The 18,835-nt window shown below is 40.9% G+C and carries 16 protein-coding genes; all 16 read right to left on the reverse strand.

The features are described from left to right. Positions 1-234 precede the first annotated feature (234 nt). The 16 genes from FGM01_RS07125 to FGM01_RS07200 all read right to left on the reverse strand — a co-directional run bounded on the left by FGM01_RS07125 (position 235) and on the right by FGM01_RS07200 (position 18,805). Positions 235-1,302 carry a M20 family metallo-hydrolase gene (locus FGM01_RS07125; RefSeq protein WP_143410467.1) on the reverse strand — a complete coding sequence of 356 codons (1,068 nt, stop codon included), beginning with the start codon at positions 1,300-1,302 and terminating at the stop codon, positions 235-237. Beyond that, on the reverse strand, positions 1,302-2,078 hold the full coding sequence (gene argB, locus FGM01_RS07130) for an acetylglutamate kinase (RefSeq protein WP_143410468.1): 777 nt from the start codon (positions 2,076-2,078) through the stop codon (positions 1,302-1,304). Before argB ends, FGM01_RS07125 begins: the two co-directional genes overlap by 1 nt. 140 nt (positions 2,079-2,218) lie before the next feature. After that, entirely contained in the window at positions 2,219-3,169 is a 951-nt protein-coding gene (locus tag FGM01_RS07135) for an N-acetylornithine carbamoyltransferase (protein WP_143410469.1), read from the reverse strand. Between the two features lie 116 nt (positions 3,170-3,285). Beyond that, positions 3,286-4,482 carry an aspartate aminotransferase family protein gene (locus FGM01_RS07140; protein WP_143410470.1) on the reverse strand — a complete coding sequence of 399 codons (1,197 nt, stop codon included), beginning with the start codon at positions 4,480-4,482 and terminating at the stop codon, positions 3,286-3,288. A gap of 2 nt (positions 4,483-4,484) precedes the next feature. Further along, a complete protein-coding gene (proC, locus tag FGM01_RS07145; RefSeq protein ID WP_143410471.1) occupies positions 4,485-5,279 on the reverse strand; it encodes a pyrroline-5-carboxylate reductase in 795 nt (264 codons plus the stop codon). Between the two features lie 226 nt (positions 5,280-5,505). Continuing rightward, positions 5,506-6,471 carry an N-acetyl-gamma-glutamyl-phosphate reductase gene (gene argC, locus FGM01_RS07150; RefSeq protein ID WP_143410472.1) on the reverse strand — a complete coding sequence of 322 codons (966 nt, stop codon included), beginning with the start codon at positions 6,469-6,471 and terminating at the stop codon, positions 5,506-5,508. Then, positions 6,468-7,655, reverse strand: a complete 1,188-nt coding sequence (locus FGM01_RS07155; RefSeq protein WP_143410473.1) for an argininosuccinate synthase — start codon at positions 7,653-7,655, stop codon at positions 6,468-6,470. The genes argC and FGM01_RS07155 overlap by 4 nt, the downstream gene beginning before the upstream one ends. A gap of 195 nt (positions 7,656-7,850) precedes the next feature. Next, positions 7,851-8,495 carry a GNAT family N-acetyltransferase gene (locus FGM01_RS07160; protein WP_143410474.1) on the reverse strand — a complete coding sequence of 215 codons (645 nt, stop codon included), beginning with the start codon at positions 8,493-8,495 and terminating at the stop codon, positions 7,851-7,853. Positions 8,496-8,828: 333 nt separating this feature from the next. Continuing rightward, positions 8,829-10,103 carry a threonine ammonia-lyase IlvA gene (ilvA, locus tag FGM01_RS07165; protein WP_143410475.1) on the reverse strand — a complete coding sequence of 425 codons (1,275 nt, stop codon included), beginning with the start codon at positions 10,101-10,103 and terminating at the stop codon, positions 8,829-8,831. Then, the gene (gene ilvC / locus FGM01_RS07170) at positions 10,103-11,572 is read right to left on the reverse strand and encodes a ketol-acid reductoisomerase (protein WP_143410476.1); all 1,470 of its coding nucleotides are present in this window, start codon (positions 11,570-11,572) and stop codon (positions 10,103-10,105) included. Before ilvC ends, ilvA begins: the two co-directional genes overlap by 1 nt. Then, positions 11,569-12,108, reverse strand: coding sequence for an acetolactate synthase small subunit (gene ilvN / locus FGM01_RS07175; protein WP_208012717.1), 540 nt, complete (start codon positions 12,106-12,108; stop codon positions 11,569-11,571). The genes ilvC and ilvN overlap by 4 nt, the downstream gene beginning before the upstream one ends. Beyond that, positions 12,108-13,841 carry a biosynthetic-type acetolactate synthase large subunit gene (gene ilvB, locus FGM01_RS07180; RefSeq protein WP_143410478.1) on the reverse strand — a complete coding sequence of 578 codons (1,734 nt, stop codon included), beginning with the start codon at positions 13,839-13,841 and terminating at the stop codon, positions 12,108-12,110. Before ilvB ends, ilvN begins: the two co-directional genes overlap by 1 nt. An 11-nt stretch (positions 13,842-13,852) precedes the next feature. After that, a complete protein-coding gene (ilvD, locus tag FGM01_RS07185; protein WP_143410479.1) occupies positions 13,853-15,526 on the reverse strand; it encodes a dihydroxy-acid dehydratase in 1,674 nt (557 codons plus the stop codon). A 254-nt stretch (positions 15,527-15,780) separates the two neighbouring features. Then, positions 15,781-17,304, reverse strand: coding sequence for a carbon-nitrogen hydrolase family protein (locus FGM01_RS07190; RefSeq protein WP_143410480.1), 1,524 nt, complete (start codon positions 17,302-17,304; stop codon positions 15,781-15,783). Positions 17,305-17,391: 87 nt separating this feature from the next. Then, a complete protein-coding gene (locus FGM01_RS07195) occupies positions 17,392-18,024 on the reverse strand; it encodes a response regulator transcription factor (protein ID WP_143410481.1) in 633 nt (210 codons plus the stop codon). Beyond that, a complete protein-coding gene (locus tag FGM01_RS07200; RefSeq protein ID WP_143410482.1) occupies positions 18,017-18,805 on the reverse strand; it encodes a sensor histidine kinase in 789 nt (262 codons plus the stop codon). Before FGM01_RS07200 ends, FGM01_RS07195 begins: the two co-directional genes overlap by 8 nt. Between the last annotated feature and the right edge of the window lie 30 nt (positions 18,806-18,835).

The raw sequence follows: 18,835 nt of genomic DNA on the forward strand, positions 1-18,835 counted from the left end.
TTGACGCATTGTTCCAATTAATGCTGTTGCACTGAGCCTGTCGAAGTGCCTTTTATAAGTTGCCACTAATGCACGAATAACAATTTATTAGTACATCCGTGGCTGACCTTAGTATAAACTTATTTTATTCATTGTCATTCCGAAGGAGTTTACGACTGAGGAATCTCAGATTTCTCACTATGGTCGAAATGACATTATTTAATTATTTGTTGCACTGAGCCTGTCGAAGTGCGATTATTTTAGCGCCTTCTCAAGCAGCTTTATATACTTTTCTATTCCTTCTTCAATCTCCTTTACATAAATAAATTCATCTGCCGAATGAGATCTGGTGGAATCACCGGGGCCTAACTTTAAAGACGGACAACTCAACATAGCCTGATCACTCAAAGTTGGAGAACCATAAGTATCCATTCCAAGGTCGATGCCGGCCTTAACCAATTCGTGATCCAACGGAATGGATGATGAATTTAATCGTAGACTTCGGGCATTGATCTCGTCAACCGGAGCATTATCCTTTAAGATCTGCTCGATCTCCTTATTGCTGTATTTATCATTTACCCTAACATCGATGACCAGATGCGTTTTTGCCGGCACTACATTATGCTGACTCCCGGCATTGATCTGAGTTACGGTCACCTTTACTTCTCCAAGGTTTTTAGAAACTTTTTCCAATTTGAAGTTTTCAAACCACTCCAGAACTTTCGCAGTCTTATATATCGAATTATCAGTATTTGGATGAGCGGCATGCGAGGGAGTGCCCTGCACCACCGCATCGAAAACCACCAGGCCCTTTTCAGCAACCGCGAGGTTCATAAGTGTTGGTTCTCCTACAATGGCAACATCTATTTTCGGGATTTCCGGAATTAAAGCAGCAATTCCATTCTTACCGTTGATCTCCTCTTCAGCCGTTCCCGCAAACAGAATATTATGACTTAGATTTTCTTCTGAATACAAATAAGTGAATGTTGCTAACAGGGAAACAAGACATCCCCCGGCATCGTTACTACCTAAACCATATAATTTGCCATTTTCGATCTCTGCTTTGAACGGATCTCTGGTATAGGCCGAATTCGGTTTTACCGTGTCGTGGTGAGAGTTAAGTAAAAGTGTAGGCTTGGTCTTGTCAAAATGCTGATTAACGGCCCAAACGTTATTTAAAAACCTCTTATGCGGAATTTTATGCTGTTTGAACCAATTCTCAAGGAGATCTGCTGTTTTATCCTCCTCACCGGAAAGTGACTGGGTCTGGATCAGGTTTTTAAGTAATTCTACTGCCGCTTGCTGAAGTTGTTCTAACTGCATTATTCTACAATTTTGGTATGGATAGAATTCTTCTTCAATAACCCGGCACCTCCCAGAATTACTGCAGAAACTCCTTTATTTATTGCTTCAAAGCAATTATGAAGTTTAGGCAACATTCCGTCTGTGATCACTTTTGAAGCAACTAGTTCTTTATAGTTATCAGAATTCAACTCCGGGATTACAGATTCTTCATCTTCAATATCGGTCAAAACACCTTTTTTCTCCGAACAGTAATAAAGCTTTACCTCAAAAGACTTACTCATCTCAACCGCAATCTCTGAAGCAACTGAATCTCCGTTAGTATTTAACAAAACACCTTCCTCAGTACATGAAATTGCCGAAAATACCGGTACCATATCCATAGCAAGACATGAATTAATGAAATCTGAATTCACTTTTTCAATATCCCCTACAAAACCATAATCGATCTCTTTTACTTCTCTTCTTTTTGAGATCAGCACCCTTCCATCGGCCCCACATAATCCGATTGCATTTTGTTTCCTGGCCTGGAGGTGAGCAACGATACTTTTATTCAATAGTCCGCCATACACCATGGTTATTACTTCCATAGAGTCTTTATCGGTGATCCTTCTGCCATCGACCATTTTAGTCTGAAAACCAAGTTTCGCCGCAACCTCGGTGGCCTTATTACCTCCTCCATGAACAAGGATCTTTGGACCTTCCAATTGCACGAAGTCTTCCAGAAAGGAATTCAGAGAAGTTTCATATTCAATGAGCTTCCCTCCTATTTTTATGACTTTCAGGGTTTGTTTCATATTTATTTTTTTTGGCCACGAATGCACTAATATTTTTATCTTTCTATCGACTCTTTAATTTAGTCATTGCGAGCCTGCGCCTAGCAGGCGTGGCAATCTCAACTTAGGAGATTTCTCACTGCGTTCGGAATGACATTCAATTATTCCTTTCTACACTCCAGAATCCTCTTTAAAACCGCCTGTGCGGCAAAGGTCCTGTTATTAGCCTGGTGGATCACGATCGAGTTTTCACTATCAAGAACATCATCTGCAATCACCACATTTCTTCTCACCGGGAGGCAGTGCATCACCTTCGCATTATTAGTGTTTTTCAATTTAGCCTGATCAATTGTCCAGTTCTTTTCTACATTTAAAACCTGGCCATAATCCTCATAACTACTCCAGTTCTTCACATAGACGAAATCTGCATCCTTGAAAGCCTTTTCCTGGTCATGTTCAACTTTCACCCCATTTCTAACATGGGGCGCAAGATCATAACCTTCCGGATTGGTGATCACAAAATCGACTTCCAGGCGCTGCATCATTTCTGTAAAAGAATTCGCTACAGATTGCGGTAAAGCTTTTGGATGTGGCGCCCAGCTTAAAACAACTTTAGGCCTTACAGCTTTGTTGAATTCCTGAATGGTGATCGCATCGGTAAGAGCCTGTAAGGGATGTCCAGTGGCACTTTCCAGGTTCACAATTGGCACCGAAGCATATTTTTTAAAACTATTCAGCACATGTTCAGATTCATCTTTTTCCTTATCCTTCAGCCCCGGAAAAGCTCTAACGGCGATAATATCGCAATATTGAGAAAGTACGGCCGCGGCTTCTTTGATATGCTCGGCTTTATCTGAATTCATCACCGCCCCATCCTCAAATTCCAGCGCCCAGCCATCTTTATCGGCATTCATAACCATTACTTCCATACCCAATAACTTTGCAGCTTTTTCAGTGCTTAAGCGTGTACGCAGACTGTTATTAAAAAAGAGCATGCCCAGGGTTTTACCTTTTCCTGGTTTTGATGATGGATTTTTAGATTTCAGGCTTCTTGCTTCCCTGATGATGGTTTCGACATGATCTATGTCTGATAATGTGATGTAGTTCTTCATACTAGAATTTAGTTAGTTGTCATTCCGAAGAAGTTTAAGACTGAGGAATCTTAGATTTCTCACCTTGTTCGAAATGACATTCTTCTATTTTATTTAACCGTCATCCTGAATTTATTTCAGGATCTCAGAGAAGCTGAATCTCCCGATGCTTCGGGACAGCTTGACGTAAGTATATTTTTATTTTGGTCCTTCAAGGCTGCTTTTAGCGCACTAAAAAAACTTTCAAAATGTTCTTTTTTAATATTTAATGGTGGTAGGATACGCAGCAACTTCTTATTAGAAGATGCCCCGGTAAAAATCTGATGTTCAAATAAAATTTCTTTCCTGAGGGCAGCGATCTCAAAATCGAATTCCAGCCCGATCATCAAGCCTCTTCCTTTGATCTTTTTGATCTCTGGAATTTTAGTCGCTTCTGCCTTTACAAATTCTGAAACCTCAGCTGCATTTTCCATCAAATTTTCGTTCTGGATGATATCCAGAACTGAGATTCCTGCAGAACAGGCTAGATGGTTTCCTCCAAAAGTAGTTCCCAACATGCCATATTTAGGCTGAATATTATTATCGGTCAGGATCCCGCCAATCGGAAATCCGTTGCCCATTCCTTTAGCCATAGTGATAATATCGGGCCTTATGCCATGTTTCTGAAATGCGAAAAAATCGCCAGTTCTTCCGTAACCAGATTGTACCTCATCGGCAATGAGCATTACCTGATTTTCCTTACACAATTCAGCCGCCGATCTGTAAAATTCAGATTCAGCTTCATCAAGTCCTCCAACTCCCTGAATAACTTCAAAAATAACCGCGGCCACATCTCCTTTTTCGATCTCATTTTTCAAAGATTCAGTATCGTTAAAAGCCAGTTTCGTTGCTTTATGACCAAGATTGAAAGGAGCCTTTATAGATTCATTATCGGTAATGGCTACAACTCCGGAGGTTCTTCCGTGGAAAGCATTTTCAAAATAGATGATCCTGTCTTTCCCGGTTTGAAAAGAGGCAACCTTTAAGGCATTTTCATTCGCTTCTGCTCCTGAACTGCACAGAAATAGACTATAATCCTTAACTCCCGAAACTTTTTCCAGTTTATCAGCAAGTTCCTGTTGTAGTGGATTTTTGATTGAATTCGAGTAGAATCCTAGTTTCGCTGCCTGTTCCTGAATAGATTTCACATATTCCGGGTGTGCATGCCCAACCGAGATCACCGCATGCCCGCCATAAAGGTCCAGATACTTTTTCCCGGATACGTCAAAAACATAACAACCTTCACCTTTCACCGGAGTGATATCATATAGTGGATAAACATCAAATAATTCCATAATTACTGATCTGAGATATTATTAATTTTTTTGAATGAGGCCTGAATCCCTTTGATCAATGAGGAACTAAGTCCGTTATGTTCCATTTCATTAAGACCTTCTATGGTACAGCCTCTGGGCGTAGTCACTTTATCGATCTCCTCTTCAGGATGCTTACCAGATTCGATCAACAGACTTGCAGCACCCAGACAAGTTTGCATAGAGAGCTCCTGAGCGTCTTTCGCGTCGAAACCGAGTTGTACTGCTCCCTGAGTGGTTGCGCGTATCAAACGCATCCAGAATGCTACTCCACTGGCGCAGATCACTGTAGCAGCCTGCATCTTATTTTCAGGAATAATGATACTGCTACCAAGCCTATTGAAAATAGCTTCGGCAATGGCGATCCTCTTCTGTCCTTTCTCATTACTGCATAGACAGGTCATCGACTTTCCAACAGCAATCGCAGTATTAGGCATTGATCTTATGATAAAATGGTCTTCCCCAACGATGCTTTCCATGCGTGGAATTTTGAACCCGGTGACGGTAGAGATCAAAACATGTTTATCGGTGAGTTCATCTTTTATCTCGTAAAGAATCTTTTCCAGTTGAGTGGGCTGAACGGCAAATATCAGGATGTCTGATTCTTTTACCACTCTTAGATTATCTGAAGTTAAGCTAACTTTTGAATATTCAGAAAAATCCTGAATGTCATCAAGCTTACGTTTGCTCAGATAAAGCGTGGTAAAGGCATTACTAAAGATGAGTCCCTTCGCAATGGACACTCCCAGATTTCCTGCACCAATAATTCCTATTTTCATATCAATATTCTTTTTAAATCGTCCAGCTTACAGACCTCACAGGTTTCGCAAACCTGTGAGGTCTCTCTACCCTAATTATATTTAACCGTCATTGCGAGCGGAGTGTTCACGAAGCGACGCAATCTTAAGTTTAAGAACTACCACAATTCGACTGCGCTCATTGTGACAAAGCTTAAACCGATTCTTCGCAGGACATTTCTCAATACTCAATACTCACTACTCAATTCTAAAAATAACTCGCTTTTAAATTCAAGCCCATTTTTTCATCCAGGCCGAACATTAGGTTCATATTCTGTACCGCCTGACCGGAAGCTCCTTTCAACAAATTATCAATTATACTGGTCACCAGCAATTTATCACCAAACTTCTGTAATCTTAAAAGACATTTATTCGTATTGACGATCTGTTTTAAATGCAATTCCTCATCGGTTACAAAGGTGAAAACTGAATCTGCGTAAAAATCTTTATAGATCTTTTTGGCTTCTTCCAGGCTTCCTGAAAACTTCGTATAAGCCGTAGCATGAATTCCTCTTGAGAAATTTCCCCTGTTCGGAATAAAGTACACCTCAGCTTCATGATCAGATTGCAGCTGCTTTAAACTCTGGCCGATCTCGTTCAGATGCTGGTGCTCAAATGATTTATAAGCTGAAAAATTATTATCCCTCCACGAAAAATGAGTAGTTTCTGAAAGCGAAGTTCCCGCTCCGGTTGCTCCGGTAACTGCATTCACATGAACTTCATCCTTTAAATGTCCATTTTTTGCCAGAGGAAGGATTGCCAGGGTGATCGCTGTGGCGAAACATCCGGGATTTGCTATAAAATCAGCCGACTTAATTTCCGCATTATTCAATTCCGGAAGCCCATAAACAAAAGAGTGATCATCAGATTTCTGTCTGAAATCGGTGCTCAGATCAACGATCTTTGTCTTTTCTGAAAACTGATTTTCAGCGAGGAACTTTTTTGAATTCCCATGCCCCAGACAAAGAAAAACAACGTCTACTTCTTTATTGATCTCATTGGTAAATTGAATTTCGGTCTCGCCAATAAGGTCCTGGTGAATACTATGAATCGGTTTTCCTGGTTGAGAAGTACTAAACACGAAATTCAGATTCACCCCAGGATGATTCAGAAGAATCCTGATCAATTCTCCGGCCGTATACCCTGCGCCACCTATTATTCCCGCTTCGATCATATATCCTGATTTACGTGTTGATAGATCTTTCCGGAGTTCGAAAGGATCTTGATAAATCCTTTGGCATCATCTGCGGTCCAGGCTTTATTCTCTTCTCCATAGTTTCCGAAACTGCTGTTCATAAGGTCATTCGAAGATTTGACTCCATCAAAAGTAAATCTGTAAGGATGAAGAGTGACGAATACATCACCGGTCACCTTAGCCTGAGAACTTTCAAGCTGTGCTTCAAAATCACGCATTACAGGATCCAGGTATAATCCTTCATGCAGATGCATCCCATACCAGTTCGAAGTATAATCCTTATGTTGAAGCTGCCATTTGCTCAAGGTATGTTTCTCTAACAAATGATGTGCTTTGATAGTGATCAAGGCAGCAGCGGCTTCAAAACCGACTCTTCCCTTGATCCCAATTATGGTATCACCCACATGAATATCCCTGCCAATGGCATATTTTGAGGCGATGCTTTCCAGAATTTCTATGTTCTTTTCAGGATAATTTTCCTCGCCATCAATTGCGGTAAGCTCACCTTTGGTGAAACTAAGTTTTACCTGTTTTGGTTCTTTTTCTTTTAACTGAGAAGGGTAAGCTTCTTCCGGTAAGGCTTTTTCTGAGGTCAGTGTTTCTGCTCCTCCAACACTGGTGCCCCAGAGTCCTTTATTTACAGAATATTTGGCTTTCTCCCAGTTCATCTCCACGCCTTTGCTATTAAGATACTCGATCTCTTCCTGTCTGCTAAGCTGTTTGTCCCTGATTGGAGTGATGATCTGAATATCTGGCGCAATGATCTGGAAGATCATATCGAATCTCACCTGGTCGTTCCCGGCTCCGGTACTCCCATGAGCGATATACTTTGCTCCTACTTTCTTGGTATAGTATACGATCTCGATCGCCTGGATGATCCTTTCTGCACTTACCGAAAGTGGATAGGTATCATTTTTAAGAACATTTCCAAAAATGAGATACTTCACTACTTTTTGATAAAAGGAAGAAATGGCATCGATATTCTTATAACTGCTGGCACCTATCTTTTTTGCATTATCGCCTATCTTCTTAATTTCTTCTTCTGAAAAACCACCGGTATTCACGCTTACCGCATGTACTTCAAATCCTTCTTCTTCAGATAAATATTTCGCGCAATAGGAGGTATCCAATCCTCCGCTGTATGCTATAACTACTTTTTTCATTTTTATATATTCTTCAAACGTCAAGCTGTCCCGAAGCATCGGGAGATTCAGCTTCTCAATAGATCCTGAAACAAGTTCAGGATGACGAGTTATTTATATTTATTCCTTTTTTGCCACAAATTCACTAATAATTTACGTCATTCTATATTTCCCTTCCTTTTAAGGAGGGGTGTCCGACATTGTCGGACGGGGTGGTCAGTTTTCTTTCGCAGCCTTTTCCTTCTTATAAAAAAGCGTTTGTTTAATATGTTTTAATCTTTGAAATGCCTTGTCGTTGAATTTGCTAATGCTATTCGAAGTTTTCATATTTTCTTTTTTCTTTTCCGGGTCGTATAACATCCCTGTGCATAGGCACATTTTGTGTTCAGTCCGGGTAAGGATATCATAATTTTTACAGGTCTGACAACCTTTCCAGAAGGTCTCATCATCCGTTAATTCAGAAAAGGTAACCGGTTGGTATCCCAGTTCGTAGTTGATCTTCATAACCGCCAAACCGGTGGTGATCCCAAAGATCTTGGCATGGGGATATTTGGTCCTGGAGTGTTTGAAGATCACTTTTTTGATCTCCTTGGCCAGCCCATGATTCCTGAAATCGGGATGCACAATAAGACCGGAATTAGCCACGTATTTATCATGACTCCAGGTTTCTATATAGCAAAAACCGGCAAATTGCTCCCCTTCAAGAGCGATAACGGCATTTCCTTTTTCCATCTTATTAATGATGTATTCAGGAGTTCTGCGTGCAATACCGGTCCCACGAACCTTTGCCGACTCTTCGATAGTATTACAAATGATCTCAGCGTAAGAAGCATGAGATTTATTAGCAATGATAATTTTCATCTGCTAAGGAATTAAATTGAAAAAAAATTTGATTTGGGGGATTCGAGAGCGGAACCGGACTCACCTAAGTTCCATAGATATATAGACGCACTTACGTGCGGGGGAAACGGCGACGCAGAGAAGTAACATCAGAAAATGCTCTGATATTAAGGTTATATGCTATGCTGTTTAAGTATTTCAAAATGGAAAAAATCAAATAATATTAATGGAAAAGGATTTCAGGGGCACAACCTAGAAGCGGCGGCGGGGCCTGACATTGAAACGGGGTAATATTATTTGTTTGATAAAAATCATATTTCAAATGTACATAAAATTTTAACCTGCAAGCACTTACTAGATTAAAAATTGAAATAAATTTGGATTATCGTTTAGATATTCCCCGTAAAAATTCTTCTTTTTCATTCTATCTACCAGTGGTTTAAAGTCGTTTGGATCTTTTAACTCTATCCCAACCACCGCAGGTCCGTTAGATCTATTGTGCTTTTTAGAATATTCAAAATGAGTTATATCATCATTAGGTCCAAGAACTTTAGCCACAAACTCTTTTAAAGCACCCGCTCTCTGAGGAAATACCACCACGAAATAATGCTTCAATCCTGAATATAAAAGAGCTCTTTCCTTAATTTCAGCCATCCTGATGATATCGTTATTGCTTCCGCTAACGATACATACCACATTCTTACCTTTAATTTTTTCTGAATAAAGGTCTAATGCTGAAATAGCCATTGCTCCGGCTGGCTCTACCACCATCGCATCCTGGTTATAAAGATCAAGAATGGTCTGGCAAATCTTCCCTTCGGGAACCGTGATCATTTCGTCGAGGTTCTTTTTACAGATCGCGAAATTCCTGGCACCAACTTTCTGAACAGAAGCACCATCTACAAACCGCTCGATATTCTCTAGTTCTACAACTTTACCTTCCCGTAAGGAAGTTTTCATCGAAGGTGCTCCTTGAGGTTCTATACCTATGATCTTGGTATTAGGCGATAGTTCCTTGAATATGGATGAAACCCCGGCAAGTAATCCACCGCCTCCAAGAGGAGCAAAAATATAATCTATAGGTTCATCAGCCTGTTCTAAAATTTCCAAAGCTATGGTCGCCTGGCCTTCTATTACTTTTTCATCATCAAATGGATGAATAAATACAAGGCCCTGCTCTTCCATCTGCTTCATTGCACTCTTAAAAGAATCGTCATAAGTATCTCCTTTAAGAACCACATCAATCCATTCTCCTCCAAACATCTGGGTTTGCTCAACCTTTTGTTTTGGAGTAGTTCCGGGCATATAAATTACTCCCTTAACCTTTAATTTATTACAGGCAAAAGCAACTCCCTGGGCGTGATTCCCTGCACTGGCACAGATTACTCCCTTTTTTAATTGCTCTTGCGGTAAGCTGGAAATCTTGTTATAAGCACCCCGAATTTTATAAGATCTTACCTGTTGCAGGTCTTCTCTTTTCAGCATGACATTGGCCTCAAAGCGTTTGCTATAAGTAAAGGATTCGGCTAAAGGAGTTTTTAAAACAACTTTGGAAATTCTTTCAGCAGCCTGTTTAACGGCTTCAAGGCTTGGTATATATGTTTTATCTTTTTCCAGCAAAGTATTCATTACGCGTATATTTTCTTCATTGCGGTCATCGCAGATCTTAATTTAGCTCCAACCTCCTCAACAGGATGATTTTTTACTTCCTCATTAACTTTTTCCAGTTTCTGCTCATCAACATTTGCACCTTCAAATTTCTTGCCGGCAACTTCAGGCTCAAGAGAATTCACATAATCCTTGATCAAAGGTTTTGCAGCATGATCAAACAGGTAACAACCATATTCAGCTGTATCTGAAATTACCCGGTTCATCTCATACAATTTCTTTCGGGCGATGGTATTTGCGATAAGCGGAGTTTCATGAAGGGACTCATAATAAGCCGATTCTTCAATGATTCCTGCATCTACCATGGTCTCGAAAGCCAGCTCCACTCCAGACTTTACAAAAGCGACGAGCAATACTCCCTTATCGAAATATTCCTGTTCGCTGATCTCTTTAGAAGTCGCTTCGGTCTTTTCAAAAGCGGTGTTCTCGGTTTCAGCTCGCCAGGTATGCAATTCATTATCGTCATTCGCCCAGTCTTTCATCATGCGACTGCTGAATTCTCCGGATATGATATCATCCATATGCTTTTGAAATAATGGGCGCATGGTTTTCTTAAGATCTTCGGAAATTTCATAAGCTCTCAATTTTGCAGGATCAGAAAGGCGATCCATCATCTGAGTGATTCCGCCATGTTTCAATGCTTCCGTAATAGTTTCCCAGCCATACTGAATCAATTTCGCAGCATAGTTTGGATCTACTCCTTCGGCAACCATCTTATCGAAAGTCAAAATTGAGCCTGTTTGAAGCACTCCACAAAGAATGGTTTGCTCACCCATAAGATCTGATTTCACTTCAGCAACGAAAGAAGATTCCAGTACTCCTGCCCTATGACCACCGGTGGCGTAAGCATAGGCTTTTGCCCATTCAAGGCCAATGCCTTGAGGGTCATTTTCAGGATGCACGGCGATAAGCGTAGGTACTCCAAAACCTCTTTTATATTCTTCACGAACTTCAGATCCCGGACATTTAGGTGCGACCATGATCACGGTCACATCTTCACGGATCTTCATTCCCTCCTCCACGATATTGAAACCATGGGAATAAGAAAGTACCGCTCCTTTTTTCAAATGAGGCTGAATAGCTTTGATTACAGAAGTATGTTGCTTGTCTGGAGTTAGATTGATCACCAGGTCTGCTTCTGGAACCAGTTCTTCATAAGTACCCACTTTGAAATCATTTTCAGTGGCATTTTTCCACGACTGGCGCTTTTCCTTGATCGCTCCTTCTCTTAAAGCGTATGAAATATCGAGTCCGCTGTCGCGCATATTGAGTCCCTGGTTGAGACCCTGGGCGCCGCAGCCCACGATGACTATTTTCTTACCATACAGGGCTTCTGCTCCATTACTGAATTCATCCAGTTCCATGAAACGACAGGTTCCTAATTGATCTTGTTTTTCAGCTTTAGAAAGGCTGTTAAAATAGTTGGTCATGATAATGAGTTTGTTGTATTAAATTTTTCTAGTATGCCTGAAATAGGCATTTCATTTTTTGTTACCGCGATGGTTCCAGATCTTACAAATTGCATCAATCCATAAGGTTTCAATGTTTCGTAAAGAGCATCTACCTCAGTTCGTTTTCCGGTCTTTTCGATCACGAAAAATTCCTTGGTAACTGTCACAATGCGGGCATTGGTTTCCTTAATGAAGTCCTGAATATTATGATCGTCTAAAAAGTCCTGAGACTTAATCTTATAAAGAGCGGTTTCCTGATAGATGGTTTCAGCATCGGTGTGATAAAATGCCTTGATCACTTCTATTTGTTTCTCGATCTGGCCCACGATCTTTTTAATCTGTTCCTCGGTCACATTCACAATGATGATAAACCGCATCACTTCAGTCACCTCACTAGGCGAAGCGGTGATACTCTCAATATTGATGTGCCTTTTTAAGAAAATGGCCGCTATCCTGCTCAATAAACCAAGGTTATTCTCGGTATATATTGATACTGTATAATTATTTTTTTCCATTACTCTAATAATATGTCTGAAACTGCTGCTCCCGTTGGAATCATTGGGAACACATTTTCTTCCTGTTCAACTTTCACTTCAAGGAAATAAGCCTCCTCAGATTCCATCATTTCCTTTACAGCTTCTTCTAACTGACTCCTATCATTCACCTGTTTTGCTTTGATATGGTATCCTTTGGCGATGGTTATAAAGTCTGGATTTACCATAGTGGTGGATGCGTATCGTTTGTCGAAAAATAATTGCTGCCACTGTCTTACCATTCCCAGGAATCCATTGTTCAAAAGCACAATTTTCACGGGAACCTTAGTCTGAAAAATAGTTCCTAATTCCTGTATGGTCATCTGGTAACCGCCATCACCAATCACGGCAACAACCTCCCTTTCTGGCTTGGCCATTTTAGCACCAATAGCTGCCGGAAGCGCAAACCCCATGGTTCCTAATCCGCCGGAAGTCACATTGCTTCGAGTGCCATTGAATTTTGCATATCTGCAAGCGGCCATCTGGTGCTGGCCAACGTCGGAAACAATGATAGCGTCTCCCTTGGACTGCGTATTTATTTCCTGAATAACCTCAGCCATACCAAGGTCCTTTTTATTTACATCAAGGTTGCCTTTAATGACCTTTTCATACTCGGTCTTATACATATCCTTGAACTTCTGGTGCCATTCCTCATGAGAATTAGGCTCTAAAAGTTCCAGCAAAGCTTTCAGGCTTTCTTTCACGTCACCCAGAACCGGGTAGTCTGCATGTACATTTTTATTGATCTCGGCAGGATCTATTTCGAAATGGATCACTTTGGCCTGTTTAGCGTATTTTTCCAGATTTCCGGTTACCCGGTCATCGAACCTCATCCCAATGGCGATCAAAACATCACATTCGTTGGTAAGCATATTAGGCCCGTAATTTCCATGCATCCCAACCATTCCCACATTCAGCGGGTGATCTGTTGGTAATGCCGAAAGACCCAGAATAGTCCATGCTGCCGGGATACCTGCTTTTTCAACTACTTGTTTAAACAGATCTTCTGCTCCTCCAAGAATTACTCCCTGTCCCCATACTATCATTGGCTTTTTTGCATTATTAATCACCTCGGCAGCTCTTTCAACTTCAAGCAGGTTCAGCTCCGGGTAAGGCTTATAACTTCTAATTCCGGAACATTTCTTATAACTGAATTCCAACGAGGCAAACTGGGCATCTTTGGTAATATCTATAAGCACTGGCCCTGGTCTTCCAGATTTAGCGATATAAAAGGCCTTCGCCATTACTTCCGGAATTTCTTCAGCCTTAGTTACCTGGTAGTTCCATTTGGTAATAGGCGTGGAAATACCAACAATATCGGTTTCCTGGAAAGCATCGCTTCCCAGTAAATGTGATCCCACCTGCCCGGTAATGCATACCATTGGGGTAGAATCTATTTGTGCATCAGCAATTCCGGTAACCAGGTTGGTTGCTCCGGGGCCCGATGTGGCAATGGCAACACCAACTTTTCCCGAAACGCGTGCATATCCCTGGGCTGCATGTGTGGCGCCCTGTTCATGCCTGGTGAGCACATGGTGAATTTCCTTCTGATATTTATACAATTCATCGTAGACAGGCATAATTGCCCCTCCGGGATAACCGTAAATTGTCTCCACACCTTCTTCAAGCAAACATTTAATCACTGCTTCGGCTCCCGAAACAGTCGTTTTAGCTTTTGTTTTCTCTTTTTCGAAACTTGCTGTCTTTACCTGCATAATTCACCGTATTAAAATTCATCTGTAACACATCCCTGTGAAGCTGATGCCACTGTTTTTGCGTATTTATAGAGTACACCTCCGTTTACCTTAAAAGCAGGCGCTTTCCAGGCTTTCTGTCTTTCACTAATTTCTTCATCGCTTAAATGCGCTTCGATCCTGTTGGTTTCAGCATTGATACTGATCTCGTCACCATCTTTAAGAAGTCCTATAAGCCCACCTTCCTGAGCTTCTGGAGTGATATGACCCACTACAAAACCGTGGGTTCCCCCTGAAAATCTTCCGTCTGTAATAAGGGCGACTTCTTTTCCAAGACCAGCGCCCATGATCGCTGAAGTAGGTTTCAGCATTTCGGGCATTCCCGGCCCTCCTTTGGGGCCCTCATAGCGAATGACGACTACGTCTCCTTTTTGAACCTTACCGGAGGAAATCCCTTCGTTAGCTTCAAATTCACCATTAAAAACTCTGGCCTTTCCTGTAAATTTCAATCCTTCCTTACCCGTTATTTTAGCGACGGAACCTTCAGAAGCCAGATTACCGTATAGAATTCTGATATGTCCGGTGGCTTTGATAGGTTTTTCTACAGGATGAATTACATCCTGGTCGAAAGGCAAAGGATCAACATTTTCAAGGTTTTCAGCAATAGTTTTCCCGGTCACGGTCATACATTCGCCATGAAGTAATCCTTTTTCCAACATATATTTCATAACCGCGGGAATTCCTCCTATCCTATGAATGTCTTCCATTAGATACTTTCCGCTGGGCTTGAGATCTGCCAGAAATGGCGTCTCTTCACATATCCTCTCAAAATCTTTTAATCCAAAACTGATATCGGCTGCTTTGGCGATCGCTAAAAAGTGCAGTACCGCGTTGGTAGAACCTCCCAGCACCGTGAGTAAACGCACGGCATTTTCAAATGACTTGGCCGTCACGATGTCCTTTGGTTTCAGATCATTTTCCAGCAAATATTCCATTGCCTGTCCTGCCTTAATACTTTCCTGAACTTTTTCGGGTCCGGTCGCCGGATTGGAACTATTGAAAGGAAGGCTCATCCCCAATGCTTCAATTGCTGAAGCCATGGTATTGGCAGTATACATTCCTCCACAAGCTCCTGCACCGGGGCAGGCTTTTTCTATGACCGCCTGGTATTCTTCTTCCTGCATTTCCCCGGAAACCTTAGATCCCCAGGCTTCAAAAGCGGAAACCACATCCAGTTTTTTACCATTATGGCAACCCGAGGCGATAGTACCCCCATAAACCAAAACTGACGGTCGGTTTAATCTTAACATAGCCATTAATGCTCCGGGCATATTCTTATCGCAACCAACAACAGTCACCAGCCCGTCATAAGACATTCCGGCCACCACCGTTTCCATGGAATCTGCGATAATATCCCTGGAAGGAAGCGAATAGCGCATTCCCGGCGTACCCATGGAAATACCATCACTCACCCCAATGGTGTTAAAAATGAGTCCATTCAAGCCTGCATTCTGAGTTCCTTTTTTAACTTCTTTAGCAAGATCGTTCAGGTGCATATTACAGGGATTACCTTCATAACCGGTACTTCCTATTCCCACAAATGGTTTTTTGAGATCTTCTCTATTTAGTCCAATTGCGTGAAGCATTGCCTGCGAAGCAGGTTGCGAATCACTTTGGGTTATTTTGCTGCTGTATTTGGTGTTCATTTAATTTGTTTCGGTTTCAATAAGAATTAAAAATAGTTTGATAAGTACAGGCCTGTCTTTTCTATACTGGTACCGAATTACTTCCAACTACAGCTACACAAACTTAATTATTTGATTTACAGTAGGTTACGACTATCGTTATTACGATAGCTAATAATTGGGTTTTAATTTTCTGACGGGTGGTAAAACAAAAAAGCCATCATTCCTGATGGCCTCTTATCAATTCGTCCTTTTATGGACGGGTATTGATTACTTTATTTCTTCTTTTTAAGTGAATACAGGTCTTTTCTTCTGTCTTTCATATTTCGAACGCTACCAAAATTATGCAGCTCTTTTAAGAGATCCAGGTCTACATCTACGAGCAAAGTACTTTCGGTGTTTGGAGTCGCTTCAGCCTTGATCCCATTTACCGGAAACGCAAAATCTGAAGGGGTTAGTACAGCACTTTGCGCGTACTGAATATCCATATTATCTACTTTCGGCAGGTTGCCCACTGATCCGGCCATAGCAACATAACATTCATTCTCAACAGCCCTGGCCTGAGCACATATTTTCACCCTGGAATATCCATTCTGAGTATCTGTCATGAAGGGTACGAAGAGAATGTTCATTCCTTCTTCTGCAAGGATCCTGGACACTTCCGGGAACTCTATATCATAACATATTAGAACCCCGATCTTTCCACAATCTGTATCAAAGGTTTCCAGTTTATTTCCGCCTTTCATCCCCCAGGCTGTTTCCTCTGCCGGAGTGATATGCAGTTTTTCATACCTTTCATAACTACCATCCCTTCTACATAAATACCCCACATTATACATATGCTCTCCAATTGGCTGCGGCATACTACCGGTGATAATGTTGATATTGTAATTAATCGCAAATTCTCTGAAGGTCTCCAGTAATCGCTCTGTATATTCTGACAGTCCACGAATTGCCTCCGGCTCTGATAAATGATTAAACTGAGCCATTAAAGGCGCATTGAACAGCTCTGGAAACAATATAAAATCGCTCTGATAATTACTAACGGCATCCACAAAAAATTCGATCTGTGAGACCAGTGCCTCATAATCTTTGAAAAGGCGCATTTGCCATTGCACCAGGCCTAACCTTACTACCGTCTTAGTAGTATTCACCAGCTTTTGAGGCTTGGTATAATAAATATTATTCCATTCCATCAAAGTAGCAAATTCCTTACTTTCATGATCCCCCGGTAAATATCCTGTGATCACCTTTTTAACATGAAAGTCATTATTCAATTGGAAAGACAGGACTGGATCGTGGATCTCCTGTAATTTGACTTTTTCAATATATTTTTTTGGAGTTAGCTCTGAGGCATATTTCGCATAATTGGGAATCCTGCCTCCAAATATTATAGCTTTCAGATTAAGATGTTCACAAAGCTCTTTTCGTGCCTCATAAAGTCTTCGACCAAGACGCATCCCCCGAAATTCAGGGTGTATAAAAACATCTATGCCGTAGAGTACATTCCCATTCTTTGTATGAGTAGAGAAATTTTCTCCCCCTATAATCTGTTCGTAATTGTGGTTGTCATCAAATTTATCATAATCCACAATGATAGATAAGGCACAACCGGCAATTCGGTTATCTATAACGATACATAACTGGCCTTCAGGAAATTTATTAACCAGGGTTTTGATCTCTCCCTTGCTCCAGTATTCATCTGGCATTGCCTGATAACTCTTGACCATGGAAATCTTTAGTTCCTCATAATCTTTAACGCGTAAGTTCCTTAGTTCTATTTTTGCTGAATCTATCACACCTTAATTTTTAAATACGAAGATACTGTAGTTTGCGCAGTTTAAAATAGTTGCAAGGAAGAATTGAATTAAAGTATTCTTAAATTATTAAACCTCCATCAAGCCTTCCTTAATGGCATAGATCACAAGCCCTACCCTGCTCTTCACATGAAGCTTTTGGAAAAGGCTTTCACGATAGTTCTCCACCGTCTTGGGACTCAGGTTCATTTCGTCTGCAATGGCCTTGTAGGTCTTTTCACTGCAGGCCAGATTAAGGAATTCGAATTCCCGTTTGGTAAGCTCCTCATACTTCTTTTGCCTTTCTTCGCGGCTTAAGGCATCAGAAATTGTTTTGTTTGAATAATATCCAGTGCGATCTATAGCGTTTAGGGCATGTTCCAACTCCTCAGGATCTATATCCTTGAGCAAATACCCGCGACAACCCAATCTTAGCATTCTTATGATACTTTCATCTTCCTGATCAACAGTTAAGGCAAGTACCTTTTGTTCAGGATGATTTTCTTTTAGCCATTTCATGGTTTGCATTCCATCCATCACCGGCATTCGCATATCAAGAAGAACAATATCTGGCGAGCCGGGACCTTCTTCTAAATGCTTTACTAATTCCTCACCATTTTTGAATACATGATCTACATGGAAACCATCAAAGGAATTCACCAGTATTTGAAGAGACTGCGCAAAAAGTTTATGGTCGTCAACTATTATGATCGACTTATTCATTGGTTATGATCTTGGTTGGATAGGTCAAAGTTAAGTAAGTTCCGTTACCAGGCGAAGACTTCAGCAGGAAACCAGCATTAATGATCTCGGCACGGCTGCGCATATTAAGCAAGCCTGAACCGGCTTTTGTTTCTTCAATATTAAAACCTTTACCGTTATCCTCGATTATGATCTTCAAAACATCCCGGCCATAAATAAAGTTTACATGTAGCTTTGAAGCGGAAGCATATTTTATTGTATTGGAAAGAAATTCCTGTATGATCCTGAATAATATAATACTGTCTTCCTGTGAAACCATAAATGGCGTGCCCTTAATTTCTATTTTAGCTTCCAGGACGGCCAGCCTGTTAAATCTTTCAATTTCATTTTTTACGGATGCCTCTAAACCAACATAATCTATTACCTCATTATTCAAAGATCTTGACAAGGCTCTGATTTCTGAAAGCGAATTAGCCACAAGATCTTTTACGTCGTTTACCGTTGTATGAGTTGCTTCGTCAACCTTTTTACTCAGAATATTAAGTTGCATACTAGCAATAGCGAGCAATTGACCAATGTTGTCATGCAGTTCCCAGCTAACATTTTTTAGAGTAGCTTCCTGTATTTCCAGCTTTACATTAGAAAGTTCAGCCTTAAAGTTCTGCTCTGCCTCATATTTTTCCTTAAGGATCTTATTCTTTCTTCTTTGATAGGTTATAAAGAAGAGAACCGTAAAACCTGCCAGGAAAAGAATGACCAGAATAAAATATATTATTAATAGAATTTCTTCTTTACGAAGCATGCTATAGATTGATTAGTCTAAACAAGTATA

Source organism: Christiangramia sabulilitoris (assembly GCF_007050985.1).
Taxonomy (GTDB): domain Bacteria; phylum Bacteroidota; class Bacteroidia; order Flavobacteriales; family Flavobacteriaceae; genus Christiangramia; species Christiangramia sabulilitoris.

What these genes read in the sequence shown, in the direction of transcription:
- FGM01_RS07160 (WP_143410474.1), bottom strand. Translation starts at nt 8,495, where the DNA reads ATGAAAATTATCATTGCTAATAAATCTCATGCTTCTTACGCTGAGATC.
- proC (WP_143410471.1), bottom strand. Translation starts at nt 5,279, where the DNA reads ATGAAAATAGGAATTATTGGTGCAGGAAATCTGGGAGTGTCCATTGCG.
- ilvA (WP_143410475.1), bottom strand. Translation starts at nt 10,103, where the DNA reads ATGAATACTTTGCTGGAAAAAGATAAAACATATATACCAAGCCTTGAA.
- FGM01_RS07125 (WP_143410467.1), bottom strand. Translation starts at nt 1,302, where the DNA reads ATGCAGTTAGAACAACTTCAGCAAGCGGCAGTAGAATTACTTAAAAAC.
- ilvC (WP_143410476.1), bottom strand. Translation starts at nt 11,572, where the DNA reads ATGACCAACTATTTTAACAGCCTTTCTAAAGCTGAAAAACAAGATCAA.
- FGM01_RS07140 (WP_143410470.1), bottom strand. Translation starts at nt 4,482, where the DNA reads ATGGAATTATTTGATGTTTATCCACTATATGATATCACTCCGGTGAAA.
- argC (WP_143410472.1), bottom strand. Translation starts at nt 6,471, where the DNA reads ATGATCGAAGCGGGAATAATAGGTGGCGCAGGGTATACGGCCGGAGAA.
- FGM01_RS07155 (WP_143410473.1), bottom strand. Translation starts at nt 7,655, where the DNA reads ATGAAAAAAGTAGTTATAGCATACAGCGGAGGATTGGATACCTCCTAT.
- FGM01_RS07135 (WP_143410469.1), bottom strand. Translation starts at nt 3,169, where the DNA reads ATGAAGAACTACATCACATTATCAGACATAGATCATGTCGAAACCATC.
- ilvB (WP_143410478.1), bottom strand. Translation starts at nt 13,841, where the DNA reads ATGCAGGTAAAGACAGCAAGTTTCGAAAAAGAGAAAACAAAAGCTAAA.
- FGM01_RS07195 (WP_143410481.1), bottom strand. Translation starts at nt 18,024, where the DNA reads ATGAATAAGTCGATCATAATAGTTGACGACCATAAACTTTTTGCGCAG.
- FGM01_RS07200 (WP_143410482.1), bottom strand. Translation starts at nt 18,805, where the DNA reads ATGCTTCGTAAAGAAGAAATTCTATTAATAATATATTTTATTCTGGTC.
- ilvN (WP_208012717.1), bottom strand. Translation starts at nt 12,108, where the DNA reads ATGGAAAAAAATAATTATACAGTATCAATATATACCGAGAATAACCTT.
- argB (WP_143410468.1), bottom strand. Translation starts at nt 2,078, where the DNA reads ATGAAACAAACCCTGAAAGTCATAAAAATAGGAGGGAAGCTCATTGAA.
- ilvD (WP_143410479.1), bottom strand. Translation starts at nt 15,526, where the DNA reads ATGAACACCAAATACAGCAGCAAAATAACCCAAAGTGATTCGCAACCT.